Origin of the sequence: Caulobacter sp. BE264 (assembly GCF_031457805.1) — a bacterium.
In the GTDB taxonomy this organism is placed as follows: Bacteria; Pseudomonadota; Alphaproteobacteria; order Caulobacterales; family Caulobacteraceae; genus Caulobacter.
Map to the genome: position 1 here is coordinate 571126 of NZ_JAVDXI010000002.1, position 16568 is coordinate 587693.

Consider the following 16568-nt stretch of genomic DNA (forward strand, 5'->3'; position numbering starts at 1 on the left):
GTCCTACTCGATCACATAGCCAACGGGGCCCTGGTAGGCGCGCCCCGCATTGGCGCCGGCCGGCGCCTTGACCACCTTGTTCAACCGTCCCAGCAGCACCGTGCTCATGTCGCCAGCGAAGCGCAGCCCGTCGGCCGGCGTCTGCAGGTTCTGAGGCTTGGTGGGGTCGATGATGTAGGGGGTGATGATGACAACCAGTTCGGTCTGGTTGTTCAGGAAGTCACGCGACCGGAACAGCGAGCCCAGGATCGGCATGCTGGTCATGCCCGGCAGCGAGTCGATCGTCTCCTTGGTGGTCTGCTGCAGCAGGCCCGCCAGCATCAGCGACCCGCCCGAGGGCAGCTCGACCGTGCTTTCGACGCGCCGCACCGACAGGCCTGGAACGGTCAGGGCGGTGTTGGTGCCCGCGCTCAGGGTGAAGGCCCCCAGGCTGGTCAGCTCCGACACCTCGGTCGACAGCTTCAGCGAGATACGCCCGCCCGACAGCACCACCGGCGTGTAGCCAAGCCCGACGCCATAGGGCTTGAACTCGATCGTCACCTTGCCGCTCTGGTCGCTGCCCGTCGGGACAGGGAACTCGCCGCCGACCAGGAAGTGACCGGCCTCGCCCGAGACCGCCGCCAGGTTCGGCTCGGCCAGGGTGCGCACCAGACCCACGCGCTCGAACGCCTGGATCATGCCCTTGGCCGAGTTCAGGCCCGCGCTGCCGGCGGTGTTCTGGATCGTGGCGATGTCGCTCTCGCGATCCACCGCCGGAAGGTCGTAGGCGTCGGTGATGGGGTTGTACCGCATCACCTGCGGCTGCTTTGTGGTGTCGGCCTTGTAGCCGCCCGTCACGCCGCCCAGCAGGCTGCCGTTGACGCCGTAGCTGGGCGCCATGCCGAAGGTGTACTGGGTCTCGCCCAGCTGGCCGATGACGGCGTTCAGGTCGACGCCCAGCTGCTTGATGACGTTGCGCTGCACCTCGACGATGCGGACCTGCAGCATCACCTGGTCCTTGCCCGCGACGCTGATCATGTTCAGCACCTTGTCCGCCGACCCCACGAACTGGGCGGCGATCCGGCCGGCGCCCTCGGCTTCCGCAGCGCTGCGGACCACGCCGCTGAGCACCACGCTGTCGCGGATCGGCGAGACGGTGATCTTGGCCTCGGGCATGATCTTGCCCAGCGTGGCGGCCAGCTGGTCGACCGGCTGGCTGACCCGGATGCTCAGCGACAGGATCCGGCGGCCGGCCGCGTCGAAGAAGGCCGCGTCGGTCGTGCCTTCGGCCAGGCCGACGATGTAGATGCGGCGCTTGTCGCGCAGCACGGCGTCGGCGATCTGCGGATTGGTGACCAGCAGGTCTCGGACCTCGCTGGGCAGCTCGACGATGGCCGACTTGCCCTTGGCCAGCTCCAGGGTGGCGGCGGTCTGGTCGGCGGTCATGACGATGCGCGCAACCTGATCCTCGGCGCGCATCATCACCGGCGCGGGCGGCGCGACGGGCGCGCGGGTGACACGCGCGGGCGGCCGATAGGTGTGCGATCCGCCGATGGGGCCATCGGCGAAGACCGGCGCGGCCGGCGCCAGGGCCAGCAGGCCGGCGGCGGAGACCGTCAAGAAACGACGCGAAGCGGACATGGGAGCTTTCACGAGAGAAGCGATCACCGGGCGGCTCATGGGCGCACCGCCACGCTGGTGGTCTGGCCGCCGCGATTGATGCGGACGGTCGAGTCGTCGCCGGCGACCGGTCGGGTCACGCCCGACGGACCGCCCATGTCGGTATAGGCGCGCAGGGCCAGGGTGATCGGGCCGCCGGCCTTGGCGCGGGCCAGGGTCTCGGCCTCGACGGGACCGACCTCGAGGGTGGCGGTGGCCGCCACGATCGACTTGGCGTCCTTCTCGGCGGCCGTGGCCTGGTCGAGGGCCAGGACGCGAATGTTCTGCAGCACGGTTTCGGCGATCATCACCTTGCCGCCTGCTTCGCCGGCGGCGGGCGCGTCGCGGGTCGACAGCACGTCGACACGGTCGCCGGGCAGAATGAAGCCGCCGACGGCGGTGTCGGACGTCACAGACACCGACATGGCGCGCTTGCCGGGGGTCAGGACCACGGAGAGGTAGCCGCCCTCGCCGCCCCGCACGATCTTGCGGGGGGTGATGGGCTCGCCGACCAGGATCGGGTCGCGGACGATCGCGCCCTCGACCACCTTGGCCGGATCGCCGCCGATCATCTGGTCGGCGGTGGCGGCGACGGCCGCCTTGGCCGCCTCGACCTTGCCGTCTGGCGAGGCGGGCGCGGCGCCATTGGTGATGAAGGCGGCGTTGATCGAATCACTGGGCCAGGCCTGCCAGCCCACATCGGTGGCGACCAGGCGCGTGCCGACGGGCAGGTCGCGCTTGGCGACCAGGACCTGGGTCATGGGCTTGCCCTGCGCAGCGGGCGCGCCCGGGCCCTCGACCAGTCCGGTCGGCTTGGCCGGCGCGCCGCCCAGGGCGCGCTGCAGCACCACGGCCAGGCCGATGGCGGACACCGCGGCGATCAGGACGATCAATAGGCGAACGGGGCTCATGAGCAGGCTGGAACTCTAGGGTGAGCCGCACGGCCGCCGGTCCGGCGAGCGCGCACGATTCGTCAGTCAGCCTTTCTGGCCACGCTCCATGGTGGCCGGCACATGGTTAACGCCCGCTAAAAGTTTTGCTTGGGGAGTCGATCGATCGCGCGACAGGCTGTCACGCCAGGAGTCAGCTTTGAGCGCGGCTCAACCCAGGATTCCCTGGGCCAGAGCCCCTTGCGGGAAGGCCGCCAAGGCGCCGACGGCGATGGCCACGCCATAGGGCAGGTCCCCGCCCGTCGTCCCCAATTTGCGCAGCCAGGCGGGTCCGCCCGCCACGGCCGGGGCCAGCCAGCCCGAGCGCAGCGCCAGGATGGCGAACGTCAAGGCTCCGCCTGCGAGGCCCGTATAGAGCATGAACGGCAAGGCCGCCGGCCAGCCCAGCCACAGGGCGCAGACGGCGAACAGCTTGCCGTCGCCGCCGCCGATCCAGCCGGCGGCGAACATTCCCATGCCCAGCACCAGCGCGCCGAGACCCACGGCCAGGCACAGGCCGATCTGCGCGAGCGGCGCACCGCTGACCATAGCGGCGGGAACAAAGGCGGCGATCAGGGCCAGCGAGATCCAGTTGGGGATCGTGTAGCTCGTCAGGTCCTTCAGCGCCCCGACAATGGCCAGGGCCGGAAAGACCAGTAGCAGCGGGATCTGGAGAGCCTGCATGGAGACGGTGGGCCTTGTTGCGTTCACCCCCATTCTGGGGTCGCACCCGTGAAGCAATGGTTTCCCGCAGGACGTAAAAAAGGCCGCGACGCCTGGCGTCGCGGCCCGTGTTTTCGAGGCGTGTCGAGCGCCGTTAGGTGCCCGCAGCGGTCGAGACCGCGGTGCCGGCCTTCGTGAAGGCGAGGTTCAACTTGTCGCCAAGCGTCGTAACGGCGGTCACGATCACCACGGCGATCAGGGCGACGATCAGCCCGTACTCGATGGCGGTGGCGCCGGACTCGTCTTGAATAAAGGCTTTCAGCAGGCGCGTCATGAACGCAGTCTCCGAGATGAAACAGACAGTCTGGAGCTTAAGATCCAGCCATGAAGTCTTGGTGTGGCTTGATGGTTAAATCGCGGGAAACCAACCGCGCAGAGCGGATCAGGCCTGGTCCGGAATAAAGAAAAGGGCCGAGGCAGGAGCCTCGACCCTCTTCTTTTCGAGCGTGACGCGGGTGGCTTAGGTGCCAGCCGCCGTCGACACCGCGGTGCCGGCCTTCGTGAAGGCGAGGTTCAGCTTGGTGCCGAGGGTCGTGACGGCGGTCACGATGACAACGGCGATCAGGGCGACGATCAGGCCGTATTCGATGGCCGTGGCGCCCGATTCATCCTTCAGGAAGCGAGTGACGAACTTGGTCATGACTTGGTCTCCTAAACCAGAGCTAGTTGATTTGAGGCTCTCAAGCCGTTCGACTTGCTCACCCCCGAAAACACGATCAATTTCGCCGACTGCACTTAATGGCCAGTAAACAGCGAATAGTTTCCGGCGATTTTCTTTTGGTTTATTTGTATTTACCGTTATTTGTTCTTAACCATGCACGCCGCGAGCGCGGCCAAGCCCTTTTGATTCAAGGACTTTCTCAAGCGACGCTTGGCCGCACGTTCGGGAATTTTAGTCTTTTGTTGACCAATAAAAATGATCTTGGGGCTCGTTCGGATCCGGGATCGGAAACCCTCATGCGTCGTCTCGCCCTCGTCATCGCCGCCCTCGCGACCCTTTCGGGGACCTCTGCGTGGGCTCAGGCCCTGCCGGTCGAGAAGGTTTCGGCGACGACCGCCCCCTCCGCCGTGTCGGTCGACCTGCCGGTCTCCGCAGGCCAGGCGTCCTATGTGAGCCTCACGGGTCCCGTTCGCGACATCGTGGTCGGCGATCCCAGCATCGCCGATGTCAGCGTCGTCAACGATCGCACCCTGGTGGTGCTGGGCAAGCGCCCCGGCGTAACCAGCCTGCTGGCCTTCGGCGCCGGCGGCCGCGCCCTCGCTGATCGCCAGGTGGTGGTCTCCGAGAACGGCGGCGGCGGCGTCACCGTCTATCGCGGAGCCACGGCCAGCAACTACGCGTGCGCCTCCCAGTGCACGCGCCTGAGCCAGGGAACGCCGTAGGCCCTCACATACGCGCGCGTCCTAACCTGTAGTTAGGATCGTTCCGCTAGCTTGCCGGTGAAAGCAGGATTGCTCGCCGCATGGCCCCACGCTCTCTTCTCGCCCGCGCACGTCTCCGGCTGGCCCGCTCGGCCGGCCGCTTCGCGCGCGCCGACGAAGGCGCGACGGCCGTCGAGTTCGCCCTCGTGGCCATCCCCTTCCTGATGCTGCTGTTCGCGATCATCGAGCTGGGCCTGGTCTTCCTGGTCTCCATCACGCTCGAGAACGCCGTGATCGACGCGGGCCGCACCATCCGCACCGGACAGGTCCAGACCGCCGGCACGGGCGCGACGGCGTTCAAAACCGCTGTCTGCGACCGCATGAGCTGGCTGGGCTCCAAGTGTTCGACCGCGCTGCAGGTCGATGTGAGCACCTTCACCGACTACTCGACGGGCAAGACCACGGCTGTGAACACCACGGTGCCGACCACGATGAACTGGAACCCCGGCGCCTCGGGCTCCATCGTTCTGATCCGCGCCTACTACACCTGGCCCCTGATCACGCCGATGATGAACACCGGACTGCAGAGCTCGAACGGCAACCGGATCATCTACGCCGCTACCTCGTTCACCAACGAGCCGTACGAGCAATGAGCCGTCGCCGCCCCCTCTCTGGCTTCTGGCGCGACAAGCGCGGCGTCTCCGCCGTCGAGTTCGCCCTGATCGCGCCCGTGATGATCATCATGTACTGCGGCCTCGCCGAGGTGACCCAGGCGATGATGGCCCAGCGGCGGCTCTCGAACATCGCCTCGCAGATCGGCGACCTGGTGGCCCAGAGCAGCCAGACCGGCCCCACCAAGATGACCGATGTCTTCACGATTGGCTCGATCATCATGGCGCCCTTCCCCACCAGCGCGCTGAAGATGTGCGTCGCCAGCATCACCTCGGACGCGACCGGGAAGGACACCGTCGCCTGGTCGCGGGCCTCCGCCAGCGGCATGTCCACCTGCCCCGCCCAGGGCACGGTTCTGACAGTTCCTGTGGGCGTGCTGCCCGCCAGCCAGAGCGTGATCATGGCCCGCGCCAGCTACGCCTACGCCTCGCCGATCAAGCTGGTGATGCCCCGGGATATCACCTTCCAGCGGACCTTCTATCTGCGCCCCCGCAAGGTGGACACGGTGATCTGGTCGGCCTCGAGCTAGATTTCGAGGATCGCGTTCAGCCGCGCCGCCAGCGCATGCTCGGGCAGCAGGCGGTCACCGAGCCGCAACACCGGCCGTACGCCGATCAGGCTGTTGGTCAGGACCACGGCCTCGGCACGATCAAGAGCCTCGACCCCGACCGCCACCTCCTCCACAGGTTCGATCGCCAACAACCGCGCGCGGGTGATCCCCGCCAGGACGCCGCAGTCCAGGCGCGGGGTGAACAGCCGCCCGTCCGCCAGCCAGAAGAGGTTCGCCGCCGCAGCGCAGGCGATCTCGCCACGATTGTTCAGCATCACCGCCTCGTCGGCGCCGGCTGCCCGGGCCTCGGCCCGGGCCAGGACGTTGTCGAGATAGGACAGAGTCTTCAGGCGCGAGGCGGGCGAACCTTCGTTGCGACGCGTGTTCGCCACGACCAGGGTCGCGGGACCGATCACGGGGCTTGACGGCGCGGCGGTGGCGAAGAGGCGAACAACCGGCGCGTCCGGTCGATCCAGGCCCCGCCCGCCTGAGCCGGCGGTCAGGGTCAGGCGGATCGCGAACCGGTCTTGCGCCGGCGCGGCGGCCCGGGCCGCGCGTTCCGCCGCGTCACGATCGAACGGCAGACCCAAGACGGCGCAGCTGGTGGCCATACGATCAAGATGCGCGGACAGATGCGCGATCACCCCATCACGGGCCAGCATCGTCTCGAACAGCCCATCGCCCAGCAGCAGGCCACGGTCGTTCAGAGGGATAGCGTCCGGCGTGGTCATTGGGTCAGGGCCTTATGCAGGGCCGCGATCTTGGCCTCGGTTTCCAGGCGCTCGCCGAGCGGCTCGCTGTCGGCGACGATCCCCGCCCCCGCCCGCGCCTCCAGCCGCCAGCCTTCGCCGCCTTCGACGAGGCCGACGGTGCGGATCAGGACGCTGGAGTCGAACGCCCCGTCGACCCCGGCCCAGAACAGGCTGCCGCAATAGGGTCCGCGCGGCGGCTCAAGCTCGGCGATCACCTTCATGGCCTGCACCTTGGGCGCACCGGTGATCGAGCCCGGCGGGAAACTGGCCCGCAACAGGTCGGCGACGCCCTTGCCCGGCGCCAGCCGCGCCGTGACCGTCGAGACCAGGTGATGCACGTTGGCGAAGCTCTCGACCTTGAACAGCTCCGGCGCGCGGACGCTGCCCGCCGGCGACACCCGCGCCAGGTCGTTGCGCATCAAGTCCACGATCATCAGGTTCTCGGCCCGGTCCTTGTCGCTGGCCAGCAGCGCGGCGGCCAGGGCGCGGTCCTCGGCGGCGTCGCCGCCGCGCGGGCGCGTGCCCTTGATCGGCTGGGTCTGGATGGCGCCGGACGAGTCCAGCTTCAGGAACCGCTCCGGCGAGTTGGACACCAAGGCCCGGCCGGGCAGGCGCCAATAGGCCGAGAACGGCGCGGGGCTCTGCGCGCGCAGGCGCACAAACAGGTCGAACGGATCGACGCCGGCCGCCAGCCGCCCGGTCCAGGCGCGGGCGATGTTGGCCTGGAAGATCTCGCCGCTCAGGATTCGGTCGACCACCTGCGCCACGGCGGCCTCGTAGGCGCCGGCGTCGCTGGCGATCAGGTCCGAGCAAAGGGGACCGGCGGGAGTCGCGCGCTCGGGCGCGGGAGCCTCCAGCCAAGTCAAAGCCTCAGCGGCGCGCGCCTTGGCCTCCGCCTCGCTTTCACCCCGACCGACCGCCAGCACCTGACGGGCGTGATGGTCGAAGGCCAGCAGGGCCGGGTAGCGGGCGAGGGTCAGGTCGGGCCAATCGGTGCGCGCCAGCCCCAGGGCCTCGACCCGGTCGCCCAGCTCATAGGCCCCTAGGCCCACGACGCCGCCCTGGAACGGCGGACCTTCAGGATGGGTGGGCTGGCGGGAACCGACCAAGGCGGCCAAGGCGGCGAAGGGGTCGGCGCTGTCGGCGGCCGACAGGCTCAGCGTCGCGTCGGGCGCGCGCAGCAGATACGACCACCGCCCCGCCCCGCCGGTGACCAGCGCGCAGGCGAAAGGCTCGTCCCGGAAGGGCGCCAACGCCCAGACCGGCTCGCGCCAGGGAGCGGTGAGGAGAGCGACATGCCGCATGGGCAGGGTGATAGCGGGGTCGACGGGTCGAGGCCAGTGCGGGTCCCACCAACACGATCCTCACGCTTCCCGTCCGCCGCCCTTCACGGTGAACAAGCCCAGCAGCCCCAGCGCCAACAGACCCGCGATCGGGATGAAGCCCGCTACCTGGCTTTCGAAGACCTTGGTGGCCAGGGCCACCAGCAGCGAGCCGACCCACATGGTGGCCGTGCCCGACAGCGAGAACAGGCCAAAGAAGGCGGCCATCCGGTCGGGCGGCGCCAGGCGCACCAGCAGGGTGCGGCTCGAGGCGTACTGGGCGGTGACGAAGACGGCGATCAGCAGGCCAAGGCCCAGATAGATCACCTCGGGCAGGGTGCGGAACATCGGCCCATTCCACAGCACGCCCTGGCTGGCGTCCCAAGGCCAGAAATAGAGAATCTGCTCGCGGGTCATGCCCAGCATGGCCACCAGGATCAGGATACAGGCCCCGACCTCCAGCTGGATGGCGCGGCGCGGGCCCAGCACGCGGTCCAGCCAAGGCGCGAGCAGCCCGCCCAGCACGCCGAAGATCGACAGCGAGACGCCGTAGGCCAGCATCTCCAGCTCGCCCCACTTCATCAGGCCCGCCGCGAACAGGCCACCGAAGATCAGGAGCGCGGTCATGCCGTCGCAATAGAGCATCCGCGCGCCCAGGAACTTGGCGACGTCGGCGTGGCCTTTCAGATTGCCGAAGGTGTCGAGGATCAGCTTGAAACCTTCCTTCAGGGCGGCGACGAACGGCAGGCCAGTGCGCGGGGCGTCGCGCGTCCACAGGAAGAACGGGATGGCGCCGAGCAGCATGACCGCGCCGGCCAGCGGCCCAACGATGCGGCTGGGCTCGTGAGCGGTCTGGCTGAGGCCAAACAGCGGCGCGCTCGGCACGAACGACCACGACACCTGGCCAGGCAGCACGAAGGCCCACATGACGAAGATCAGCAGCGCCACCGACAGGCCGTTGGCGACCGCATAGCCCAGGCCCGACAGCACCGGCTCCTGGCCCTTCTCGGCGGCGCGCGACAGGAGCGAATTCTGCAGCACGTCGCCGCAGTTGTAGATGACGCCCAGGATGATCAGGAACAGGCCGATCAGCCCCACCGGCAAGCCGCCCGGCGTCGCCCACCACAGGGCCATCAGCAGCGGGACCATGATCGCCAGGCCCAGCGCCATCAGCGGCTTGCGCGGCCCGTAGCGCTCGATCGAGGCCCCCAGGATCGGGGCCAAGAGCGCGGTCAGCAGGCCATAGGTGGTGGAGATGTCGGCGACCGTCGCCTGGCCCTTGACCGGATCGCCGATCAGCACCCGCGAGAAGTACGGCGCGAACACATAGATGGTGACCAGGATCACATAGGGGTCGCGCGTGCCCTGGTGCAGGATCCAGCTCAGCGCCCCCTTGGACAGCTTGCCGGTCGGCGGTGGCGTGAGAACGTCTTCCCTGCCCTCCGCGCCGGCGACATCGCTCAGGCCCGGAGGCGTTCCCGCCAACTCGCTCATACCCTAACCCCCAAGAGCGGTCCTCTGGCGGGACCGTCAGGCGAGGTTGGCGGTTAAACGGGCGTTTGTCACCTTACCGATTGGGGTTTCCCGATTCAGGGAGGGCGACGCGCGGGACGGAAATCCTCGTCCTTCGACAAGCTCAGGATGAGGATTTTGTGCAAACCGGCGCCAACAGTCGCCCTCACCCTGAGCTTGTCGAAGGGCGAGGGCGGCCGCCCGGTCGTTTACAGCAGGATATGCGCCGCCACCGCCTCGCGCGTCGTCGCGTCCAGGCCCACGGCGTTTTCGAGATAACCGTCCAGCGAGCCGTACTGCTCGTTGATCGCCGCAAACGCAGCCGCCAGGTAGCGAGCCTCCACACCCATGGCCGCCCGCATGGCCGCCTCGGTCGGACGCTTGCCGGTCATCTCGAAGATGTTCTTCTGGAAGATGTGGCCGCGCCGCTCGAAACGGGTCGGATCGTTGGTCAGCAGGTAGTCGTCGATGACGTCGTCGTCGGACACGCCGGCGATGTGATGCGTCAGGGCCGCCAGGATGCCGGTGCGGTCCTTGCCCGCCGCGCAGTGGATCAGCACCGCGCCCTCCCCCTTGGCCACAGCCTGGAAATAGCGGCTGAAGAGGTCCAGGTGCCGTTCCTTGAACGGGGCGCGGCGGTAGTACTCGTCCATGTAGGCGTGGATCGACTCCAGGGAGAGATCCGACTCCTTGAGGAAGGTGTGCCAGGGATCCTCGCCGGTCATGCCCAGGTCGTTGTCGATCACGGTCGCCGAAAAGCCGTCCCAGCGCCGCGACGGCGCGCGCTCGCGCTCGTTGGGCCGGCGCAGGTCCACCAGGGCGGCGATGCCCAGCGAGGCCAGGTGCGCGAGGTCCTCGTCGGTGGCTTCGGCCTGGTGGGCGGCGCGAAACAGGACGCCCTTCTTCAACCGTCCTTCGCCTGCGGCGTAGTCGCCGAAGTCACGGAAATTCTCGACGCCTTGCAGGGGGATCAGTCTGGTCATGGCTGGGTGACTTAACGAACGGGGGCGTTCTAGGAAAGCGTCCCCTCCGTCACCACCACATCGCCTTGCGGTCCTCGGCCGTCGCCGGCTTGGCGCGCCACAGGAAGACGAAGTTGCGGTGCTCGGCCCAGGTCTGGCCCTCAAGCCCGCTCGCGCCCTGGCAGACGCTGGTGTGGTAGGGCCCCGCGCCGTCGGTGGTGCGGAAGCTGGCGCAGGTGCGGCCGCCGGCTGTCTTCCAGCGACCGGCCAGGATCTCGCTGTCATAGAAGCTGCCGGTCACCGTACCGTCGGCCTCGAGCTTCAGCGTCATGCCCTTGAAGTATGGCTCGGCAGGCGTGGCCGACAGGTCAACGACCCAGTCGCCGGCGAGCGGACCCGGCGGGGTCGCCGCTTGCAGCGAAAGGGCGAGCATCAGGGCCAGCATGTGCGTCTCCAACGGGGATCGATAACGCTGTTACGGGTCGGGCCTGACCTTGGATGCTCCCAGCCACCGGTAGCACTAGAAACCGCGTCATCCCGGGCGGCGCAGCCGACCCGGGACCCAGGGGGAGAAGAAACTCAGTGCGCGCCGCCCCTGTTTCCCGGCTCTACGCGCGAAGCGCTCCGGCCGGGATGACACCAGGAGAAAGACCCTATCGCCGCAGCAGCGGCTGGATGCGGTCCTGCAGCGGCTGGTCGATATAGCGGTGGAACAGCCACGCCCCGCCATAGGCCAGCGGGAAGCCGGCCAGCCACATCAGCCACTGCCAGCCGATGCCGATCGGCACGGTGTCGATCAGCTTGTGCACGGCGCTCCAGTAGATCACCCCGACGAAGATGTGGGTGATGAACAGGGCGAAGGACAGCTTGGCGCCCTCCTCGATCCACGTCTGCGGACGCTTGACCGGCAGGCGGCCGGCGCCCAGCACGATCATGGCGATGGCCAGCAGCGAGGGCGCGTCGAACAGCAGCGGGTCCGGCAGGGCGTAGCGGTCCAGCGGCTGGGTGATCACGAGTAAGGCCACCCCGCCCCACAGCAGGCCGTACGCCGCGCCTTCCGAGGGCCAGCGCATGTCGACCGTGCGCGCCAGGCAGACGCCCAGGATGAACAGCGGCAGGGCCCGCACCACCCCGAACTGGAACCGCAGGTCCGCCAGCCCCTGGTCGAACACGGTCTCGGCCAGCACCTCGAAGGCGGCCAGGATGACGAGGCCCAGCAGCGGCAACAGCCAGGCGTGGCGGATCTTGCTGACCGCGCGCCAGAAGCTGGGAAACAGGGCGTAGCAGACGATCAGCGCCGACAGGCTCCAGCTGGGCAGGTTCCAACCATCGCTGGGGAAGCCCCAGGCGTGGATCAGCAGGGCCTGCGGAACCAACTGGTCCCAGGCGAAGCGGCTGGGCTTGTGGGCGTCGGTGCCGACGGCGTTCAGCACGAGGACCAGCACCGCCAGCATGGCCAGCACCGCCAGATGCCCCGGCCACACCCGCGCGGCGCGGCGCACCCAGAACTGCGGCGTGCTGAGGCGCCCGCTCAGGGTCGAGGCGCCATAGGCCCGGCCCAGCACATAGCCCGACAAGATGAGAAAGAAGTCGGTGGCCAAAAAGCCGCGCGAGAACACCTGGGCGAAGCGCTCGATCCGCATCGGGCTCTCGGCGCCATAGTGGTAGACGACGATCAGCAGCGAGGCGAGGAAACGCAGGAAATCCAGAGCCCCGCCGCGAACGTTTTCCCGCACCGGCGCATGGCTGACCGACTGAGCCGTCGGCTCGGTTGGAACAGGGGTCCCGTCTGAGGGAATCTGGGGCGGCGCGGCGGTCACGGTCGCCGCATAGCAAAGCGCGTCCGGGGGCGGAAGCCGTCACCCGAACGTCATCTTGCGCCATGGCGTCGCGGCCACTATCTGTAACCTATACTGTTTCTGATAAGGCCGGATCGCCATGTCCCGCATGCCCGCCCTGTTCGTCGGCCACGGCTCGCCGATGAACGCCATCGAGGAGAACGCCTGGAGCCGCGACTGGGCGCGGCTGGGCGCCGAACTGCCGCGCCCCAAGGCCATCCTGATGGTCAGCGCCCATTGGGAGACGCGCGGCGCCTCGGCGGTCAGCGCCTCGGCGGCGCCCGAGACGATCCACGACTTCTTCGGCTTCCCGCAGGCCCTGTTTGACGTGCGCTATGGCGCGCCGGGCGACCCGGCCCTGGCCGCGCGGGTGGCGGACCTGCTGGCGCCCGACACCGTGGTCCAGCATCCGACGCGCGGGCTCGACCACGGCGCCTGGGGCGTGCTGGCCCCGATGTATCCGCAGGCGGACATTCCCGTCATCCAGCTGAGCCTGGATCGCGGCCAGAGCGACCGTTGGCACTATGAGGCCGGCCGGCGCCTGGCCCCGCTGCGTGACGAGGGCGTGCTGATCATGGGCAGCGGCGACATCGTCCACAACCTGCGCGCCGCCGACTTCCGCCGCCCCGAAGCGCCGCCCTGGGCCGACCGCTTCAACGAGACCGCCAAACGCCTGATCCTGGCCGGCGACCACGATCCCTTGATCGACTGGCGCGGCCTTGGCTCCGACGCCGAGGCGTCGATCAACAGCGCCGAACACTACCTGCCGCTGCTCTATGTGCTGGGCGCCCAGACGCCGGGCGAGCCGGTGAGCTTCTTCACCGACGATGTGTTCGCGGCGATCTCGATGACCGGGGTGCAGGTGGGGTGAAACCCCCTCTCCCATGGGGAGAGGGTTGGGGTGAGGGGGTGCGGCGTCTGACGGAGCGCCGGCACGCCGTCAAACCTCGTAACCCCTCACCCTCCCACCGCTTCGCGGCGGGCCCCTCCCTCTCCCTTTGGAAGAGGGAACTCACAGCACCCCCGCCGCCGCCTTCGCCGCCGCGATCCGCTCCTCCATCCCCTTGCCGTAGAGCGCGGTGATCCGTTCCAGCACCTGCGGCGGCGCGGTCTCTGGCCGCCCCGCGTTAAATGGCGGGGCCGGCGCATACTCGACGGCCAGCTGGATGCCCTGCGCCACCTCATCCCCGGCCAGTTCGGCGATCAGGGTCAGGGCGAAGTCGATGCCCGCCGTCACCCCGCCGCCGGTGATGTAGCGCCCGTCCCGCGCCACCCGCGAGGCGTCGGGGATCGCGCCGAACAGCGCCAGCTGGTCGCGCCAGGCCCAGTGGCAGGCCGCGCGCTTGCCCTTCAGCAGCCCCGCCGCCCCCAGCACCAGCGAACCGGTGCAGACCGAACAGACGTATTTCGCGCCATCCGCCAACCGGCGGATCTCCGCGATAAAGTCGGGATCGCCCATCGCCTGGGTCGTGCCAAACCCGCCCGGCACGATCAGCACGTCACAGGTCTCGATGTCCGACAGCTTGGGCAGGCGGGCGAAGACCAGGCCGTCGGCCTCGATCTCGCCGCCGGCGAGGCTGGCCACCGTGACCTTGGCGCCGGGCAGGCGGCACAGCACCTGGTGCGGGCCGGTGAAGTCCAGGTGCGTGACACCGGGAAAAAGGGCGATCACGATCTGCAGGGTCTGGCTCATGCGATGGTCTCCGTCACATTCTAGCGCGAAGATGACTCGACGAGGCGCTGGCGGAAATGACATAGTTCCCGCGATTTCAGCCAGAGCCCTCCGACATGCCCCGCGCGATCGGCTTCCTCGTCTATCCCGGCTTCCAGCTGCTGGACGCCACCGGCCCGATCGCGGCGTTCGAGATCGCCGGACGGCTGTCGCCGGGCGCCTACAGCCTGCACTTTCTGTCGCTGCGCGGCGGTTTGATCCCCAGCACCTCGGGCATGGTCGTGCAGACCAAGGCTCTGGCCGAGGCGCCGCCGCTCGACACCCTGCTCGTCGCGGGCGGCGACGCTGTGAAGGTTCCCGCCAGTTGCCCCCATACCCTGGCCTTCGTCCGCGAGGCCGGTCGGCAAGCCCGCCGCGTCGCCAGCGTCTGTTCGGGAACCTATGTCCTGGCGGAAGCTGGCCTCCTGGACGGCAAACGCGCCACCACCCACTGGAGCCGGACCAAGGACTTCCAGCGCCGCTACCCGAACATCAGGCTCGAGCCCGACCGCATCTGGATCCAGGACGGGTCGGTGTGGAGCTCGGCCGGCATCACCGCCGGCATCGACCTGTCCCTAGCCCTGATCGGCGCCGACGAAGGCGAGGCCGTGGCCCGCCGTACGGCCCAGCAGTTGGTCGTCTATCACCACCGTCCCGGCGGCCAGTCGCAGCACTCGGCCCTGATCGACCTGCGCCCCGGCCGCTTTGACGCCCTGCTGTCCTGGGCCCGCCAGAACCTGGCCGAGCCGCTGACCGTCGAGCAACTGGCCGACCGCGCCGCCATGAGTCCCCGCAACTTCGCCCGCCTGTTCGCCCAGGAGACCGGCGTCACCCCGGCCAAGGCCGTCGAACGCCTGCGCGTCGAGGCCGCCCGCGCCTTGCTGGACAGCCAGCCGCTGCAGGTCGAGGACGTGGCCCTGGAGACGGGCTTTGGCGATCCCGAGCGCATGCGCCGGGCGTTCATCCGCGCGTTCGGCCAACCGCCCCAGGCGTTGCGGCGGGCGCGGGCTATCTAGATCCCTCTCTCCATGAGAGGGGGATCAAATTTGGCGTCCCTAAAGCCCCGTCCGGTCCCTCGACCTCGGATCGTCCGCCACCTCGCCCGAGTGCAGCACCCCGTCGATGGCCCGGTCGCGCCAGGCGACGGTGCTGTCGTAGATCGCCGCGTCGGGGTCGATCACCGACAGCAGCACCCCTTCGGTCTCGGGCTCCAGCGCCCCGGTGATCACCCCGTCCGGGCGGACCACGAACGACGGCCAGCAGCTTTTCGGCGCCGCCGAGTTCGGACAGCTGATCCAGAGGTTGTTGTTCGAGGCGCTGGCGATCATGCCCGCCGGCATGGTGATCGCCGGCAGGGTGGTCCCGCCCGTCAGGTGATGGCGGCCGACGTCGGCCTGCATCGCCGCGAACCGCTCGACCGACAGCCCGCCCGCGTGGAAGCCGTGGAACATCAGCCGCACGCCCCGCCGGTGATAGGCGCGATAGAGCTCGGGATAGCGGTAGTCGTGGCAGATCAGCACGCCGCAGCGCAGGCCGTTGATCTCGAAGACCGCGAAATGGTCGCCCGGCGTGTAGTGGGCCAGATCCCCGGTCAGCCCCGCAACGTCGCCGGCGCAGAACCGCTTGTCGTAGCGGTCGACGAGGGCGCCCGAGGCGTCGATGACATAGGCGCAGTTGTGCGGCTTGCGCCCTTCGGACAGCGGATGGGCCGAGCCGAGGATCGTCCAGAGCCCAAGCTCGCCCGCCAACGCCATGACCCGGCGGGTCGCCGCCTCCAGACGCGCCCAGTCGAAGCCCTCGAAGCTCGCAAAATCGACGCCCGCATAGCCAGACAGGGCCGCTTCCGGAAAATGGACAGCATCCGCGCCGTCCGCCCGAGCCTGGCGCATCAGACGCTCTATCGCGGCCAGGTTGGCGTCGATGTCGGCGCTGACGGCGAACTGGGCGGTGGCGAGGGTCAGGCTCACCCGCCCCGCTCCGCCCGCAGGATCGCCACCTCCTCCTGCAGCTGCGCCAGGCGCTGGGCGTGCTCGCGGCACAGGATCATCAGCTCGTCGCTGCGCAAGGCGTCGACCCTGTCGATCACCCGCATGATTTCGAGCTCGGCCCGCAGGTTCACGGCATAGTCGTGCTCGGCGGTCAGGCGATCCTTCGCCGCCTGGCGGTTCTGGCTCATCATGATCACGGGCGCCTGGATCGCCGCCACGGTCGAGAGCAGCAGGTTCAGGAAGATGAACGGATAGGGGTCGAACGCCAGATGCATCGGCTTGAGAGCCACGTTCAGCCCGATCCACAGCAGCAGGGCCAGGGCGAACCCGCCGATGAAGCTCCAGGAGCCGCCGATGGCCGCGACCTTGTCGGCCAGGCGCGTCCAGAAGGTGCCCTCGTCGAACACCGCCCGCGGGTCCGACGGCTGCTCGGCCAGGATCAGGTCGATCACCCGCTTCTGGACGTCGTTGAGGTCCTCGTAGGACTTGCCCAGCAGATCCATGGAAAGCTGGTCGAGACGATCGTGCGACATGGACGGAGACTCTGAGAACAGGGAGCCCGCATCATCGGCGGCCGGACCCGAACGTGACAAGAGCGCGATTGACACG

The 16568-nt window shown here is 68.7% G+C and carries 18 protein-coding genes and 3 pseudogenes; 7 read left to right on the forward strand and 14 right to left on the reverse strand.

What is annotated here, in order from left to right:
- Positions 1–3: 3 nt before the first annotated feature.
- The 5 genes from J2X45_RS08000 to J2X45_RS08020 all read right to left on the reverse strand — a co-directional run bounded on the left by J2X45_RS08000 (position 4) and on the right by J2X45_RS08020 (position 3930).
- Positions 4–1659, reverse strand: a complete 1656-nt coding sequence (locus J2X45_RS08000) for a type II and III secretion system protein family protein (protein ID WP_310213466.1) — start codon at positions 1657–1659, stop codon at positions 4–6.
- A complete protein-coding gene (cpaB, locus tag J2X45_RS08005; RefSeq protein ID WP_310213469.1) occupies positions 1656–2549 on the reverse strand; it encodes a Flp pilus assembly protein CpaB in 894 nt (297 codons plus the stop codon). The genes J2X45_RS08000 and cpaB overlap by 4 nt, the downstream gene beginning before the upstream one ends.
- Positions 2550–2738: 189 nt before the next feature.
- Positions 2739–3251: a prepilin peptidase gene (locus J2X45_RS08010; RefSeq protein ID WP_310213471.1), complete on the reverse strand. Its 513-nt coding sequence runs from the start codon at positions 3249–3251 to the stop codon at positions 2739–2741.
- Between the two features lie 133 nt (positions 3252–3384).
- Complete coding sequence (locus J2X45_RS08015) at positions 3385–3564, reverse strand: Flp family type IVb pilin (RefSeq protein ID WP_310213473.1); 180 nt, start codon at positions 3562–3564, stop codon at positions 3385–3387.
- 186 nt (positions 3565–3750) lie between these two features.
- Complete coding sequence (locus J2X45_RS08020; protein WP_062095805.1) at positions 3751–3930, reverse strand: Flp family type IVb pilin; 180 nt, start codon at positions 3928–3930, stop codon at positions 3751–3753.
- 317 nt (positions 3931–4247) lie between these two features.
- Between J2X45_RS08020 and J2X45_RS08025 the strand changes: the two genes are divergently transcribed.
- The 3 genes from J2X45_RS08025 to J2X45_RS08035 all read left to right on the forward strand — a co-directional run bounded on the left by J2X45_RS08025 (position 4248) and on the right by J2X45_RS08035 (position 5853).
- Complete coding sequence (locus tag J2X45_RS08025; protein ID WP_310213476.1) at positions 4248–4673, forward strand: pilus assembly protein N-terminal domain-containing protein; 426 nt, start codon at positions 4248–4250, stop codon at positions 4671–4673.
- A gap of 80 nt (positions 4674–4753) precedes the next feature.
- The gene (locus J2X45_RS08030) at positions 4754–5305 is read left to right on the forward strand and encodes a pilus assembly protein (protein ID WP_310213478.1); all 552 of its coding nucleotides are present in this window, start codon (positions 4754–4756) and stop codon (positions 5303–5305) included.
- Positions 5302–5853, forward strand: a complete 552-nt coding sequence (locus J2X45_RS08035; protein ID WP_310213481.1) for a pilus assembly protein — start codon at positions 5302–5304, stop codon at positions 5851–5853. Before J2X45_RS08030 ends, J2X45_RS08035 begins: the two co-directional genes overlap by 4 nt.
- Here the strand turns inward: J2X45_RS08035 and J2X45_RS08040 are convergent.
- From J2X45_RS08040 to J2X45_RS08050, 3 genes and pseudogenes are all read right to left on the reverse strand, one after another.
- A complete protein-coding gene (locus tag J2X45_RS08040; protein ID WP_310213484.1) occupies positions 5850–6605 on the reverse strand; it encodes an aminotransferase class IV in 756 nt (251 codons plus the stop codon). The genes J2X45_RS08035 and J2X45_RS08040 overlap by 4 nt on opposite strands.
- A pseudogene (gene pabB, locus J2X45_RS08045) lies at positions 6602–7994 on the reverse strand (aminodeoxychorismate synthase, component I). Before pabB ends, J2X45_RS08040 begins: the two are co-directional and overlap by 4 nt.
- Entirely contained in the window at positions 7991–9442 is a 1452-nt protein-coding gene (locus J2X45_RS08050) for an MFS transporter (RefSeq protein WP_310213487.1), read from the reverse strand. The pseudogene pabB and the gene J2X45_RS08050 overlap by 4 nt, the downstream one beginning before the upstream one ends.
- An 80-nt stretch (positions 9443–9522) precedes the next feature.
- Between J2X45_RS08050 and J2X45_RS08055 the strand changes: the two are divergent.
- Positions 9523–9657 (forward strand): annotated as a pseudogene (locus tag J2X45_RS08055) (hypothetical protein); the annotation flags it as partial.
- Positions 9658–9669: 12 nt separating this feature from the next.
- Here J2X45_RS08055 and J2X45_RS08060 read toward each other — a convergent pair.
- The 3 genes from J2X45_RS08060 to J2X45_RS08070 form a co-directional block, all read right to left on the reverse strand.
- Positions 9670–10443: a tyrosine-protein phosphatase gene (locus tag J2X45_RS08060; RefSeq protein WP_310213490.1), complete on the reverse strand. Its 774-nt coding sequence runs from the start codon at positions 10441–10443 to the stop codon at positions 9670–9672.
- 49 nt (positions 10444–10492) lie between these two features.
- Positions 10493–10879 (reverse strand): hypothetical protein, encoded by a 387-nt coding sequence (locus J2X45_RS08065; RefSeq protein ID WP_310213491.1) that lies wholly within the window; start codon positions 10877–10879, stop codon positions 10493–10495.
- Between the two features lie 196 nt (positions 10880–11075).
- Positions 11076–12242, reverse strand: coding sequence for an acyltransferase (locus J2X45_RS08070; protein ID WP_310213493.1), 1167 nt, complete (start codon positions 12240–12242; stop codon positions 11076–11078).
- Between the two features lie 118 nt (positions 12243–12360).
- Here J2X45_RS08070 and ygiD point away from each other — a divergent pair, with 118 nt between their 5' ends.
- Together ygiD and J2X45_RS08080 are read left to right on the forward strand one after the other, a co-directional pair.
- The gene (ygiD, locus tag J2X45_RS08075; RefSeq protein ID WP_310213495.1) at positions 12361–13131 is read left to right on the forward strand and encodes a 4,5-DOPA dioxygenase extradiol; all 771 of its coding nucleotides are present in this window, start codon (positions 12361–12363) and stop codon (positions 13129–13131) included.
- A gap of 30 nt (positions 13132–13161) precedes the next feature.
- Positions 13162–13269: pseudogene (locus J2X45_RS08080) on the forward strand (hypothetical protein); the annotation flags it as partial.
- 3 nt (positions 13270–13272) lie between these two features.
- Here J2X45_RS08080 and J2X45_RS08085 read toward each other — a convergent pair.
- The gene (locus J2X45_RS08085; protein WP_310213497.1) at positions 13273–13953 is read right to left on the reverse strand and encodes a DJ-1/PfpI family protein; all 681 of its coding nucleotides are present in this window, start codon (positions 13951–13953) and stop codon (positions 13273–13275) included.
- A gap of 95 nt (positions 13954–14048) precedes the next feature.
- On the opposite strand from J2X45_RS08085, the gene J2X45_RS08090 reads away from it, so the two are divergent.
- On the forward strand, positions 14049–14987 hold the full coding sequence (locus J2X45_RS08090; RefSeq protein ID WP_310213499.1) for a GlxA family transcriptional regulator: 939 nt from the start codon (positions 14049–14051) through the stop codon (positions 14985–14987).
- A 39-nt stretch (positions 14988–15026) separates the two neighbouring features.
- Here the strand turns inward: J2X45_RS08090 and J2X45_RS08095 are convergent, their stop codons facing one another.
- Entirely contained in the window at positions 15027–15938 is a 912-nt protein-coding gene (locus tag J2X45_RS08095) for a carbon-nitrogen hydrolase family protein (RefSeq protein ID WP_310213501.1), read from the reverse strand.
- On the reverse strand, positions 15935–16492 hold the full coding sequence (locus tag J2X45_RS08100) for a DUF1003 domain-containing protein (RefSeq protein ID WP_310213504.1): 558 nt from the start codon (positions 16490–16492) through the stop codon (positions 15935–15937). The genes J2X45_RS08095 and J2X45_RS08100 overlap by 4 nt, the downstream gene beginning before the upstream one ends.
- Positions 16493–16568 lie beyond the last annotated feature (76 nt).

What these genes read in the sequence shown, in the direction of transcription:
- J2X45_RS08015 (WP_310213473.1), bottom strand. Translation starts at nt 3,564, where the DNA reads ATGACGCGCCTGCTGAAAGCCTTTATTCAAGACGAGTCCGGCGCCACC.
- J2X45_RS08010 (WP_310213471.1), bottom strand. Translation starts at nt 3,251, where the DNA reads ATGCAGGCTCTCCAGATCCCGCTGCTACTGGTCTTTCCGGCCCTGGCC.
- J2X45_RS08030 (WP_310213478.1), top strand. Translation starts at nt 4,754, where the DNA reads ATGGCCCCACGCTCTCTTCTCGCCCGCGCACGTCTCCGGCTGGCCCGC.
- J2X45_RS08000 (WP_310213466.1), bottom strand. Translation starts at nt 1,659, where the DNA reads ATGAGCCGCCCGGTGATCGCTTCTCTCGTGAAAGCTCCCATGTCCGCT.
- J2X45_RS08050 (WP_310213487.1), bottom strand. Translation starts at nt 9,442, where the DNA reads ATGAGCGAGTTGGCGGGAACGCCTCCGGGCCTGAGCGATGTCGCCGGC.
- cpaB (WP_310213469.1), bottom strand. Translation starts at nt 2,549, where the DNA reads ATGAGCCCCGTTCGCCTATTGATCGTCCTGATCGCCGCGGTGTCCGCC.
- J2X45_RS08035 (WP_310213481.1), top strand. Translation starts at nt 5,302, where the DNA reads ATGAGCCGTCGCCGCCCCCTCTCTGGCTTCTGGCGCGACAAGCGCGGC.
- J2X45_RS08025 (WP_310213476.1), top strand. Translation starts at nt 4,248, where the DNA reads ATGCGTCGTCTCGCCCTCGTCATCGCCGCCCTCGCGACCCTTTCGGGG.
- J2X45_RS08085 (WP_310213497.1), bottom strand. Translation starts at nt 13,953, where the DNA reads ATGAGCCAGACCCTGCAGATCGTGATCGCCCTTTTTCCCGGTGTCACG.
- ygiD (WP_310213495.1), top strand. Translation starts at nt 12,361, where the DNA reads ATGTCCCGCATGCCCGCCCTGTTCGTCGGCCACGGCTCGCCGATGAAC.
- J2X45_RS08060 (WP_310213490.1), bottom strand. Translation starts at nt 10,443, where the DNA reads ATGACCAGACTGATCCCCCTGCAAGGCGTCGAGAATTTCCGTGACTTC.
- J2X45_RS08100 (WP_310213504.1), bottom strand. Translation starts at nt 16,492, where the DNA reads ATGTCGCACGATCGTCTCGACCAGCTTTCCATGGATCTGCTGGGCAAG.
- J2X45_RS08090 (WP_310213499.1), top strand. Translation starts at nt 14,049, where the DNA reads ATGCCCCGCGCGATCGGCTTCCTCGTCTATCCCGGCTTCCAGCTGCTG.
- J2X45_RS08040 (WP_310213484.1), bottom strand. Translation starts at nt 6,605, where the DNA reads ATGACCACGCCGGACGCTATCCCTCTGAACGACCGTGGCCTGCTGCTG.
- J2X45_RS08020 (WP_062095805.1), bottom strand. Translation starts at nt 3,930, where the DNA reads ATGACCAAGTTCGTCACTCGCTTCCTGAAGGATGAATCGGGCGCCACG.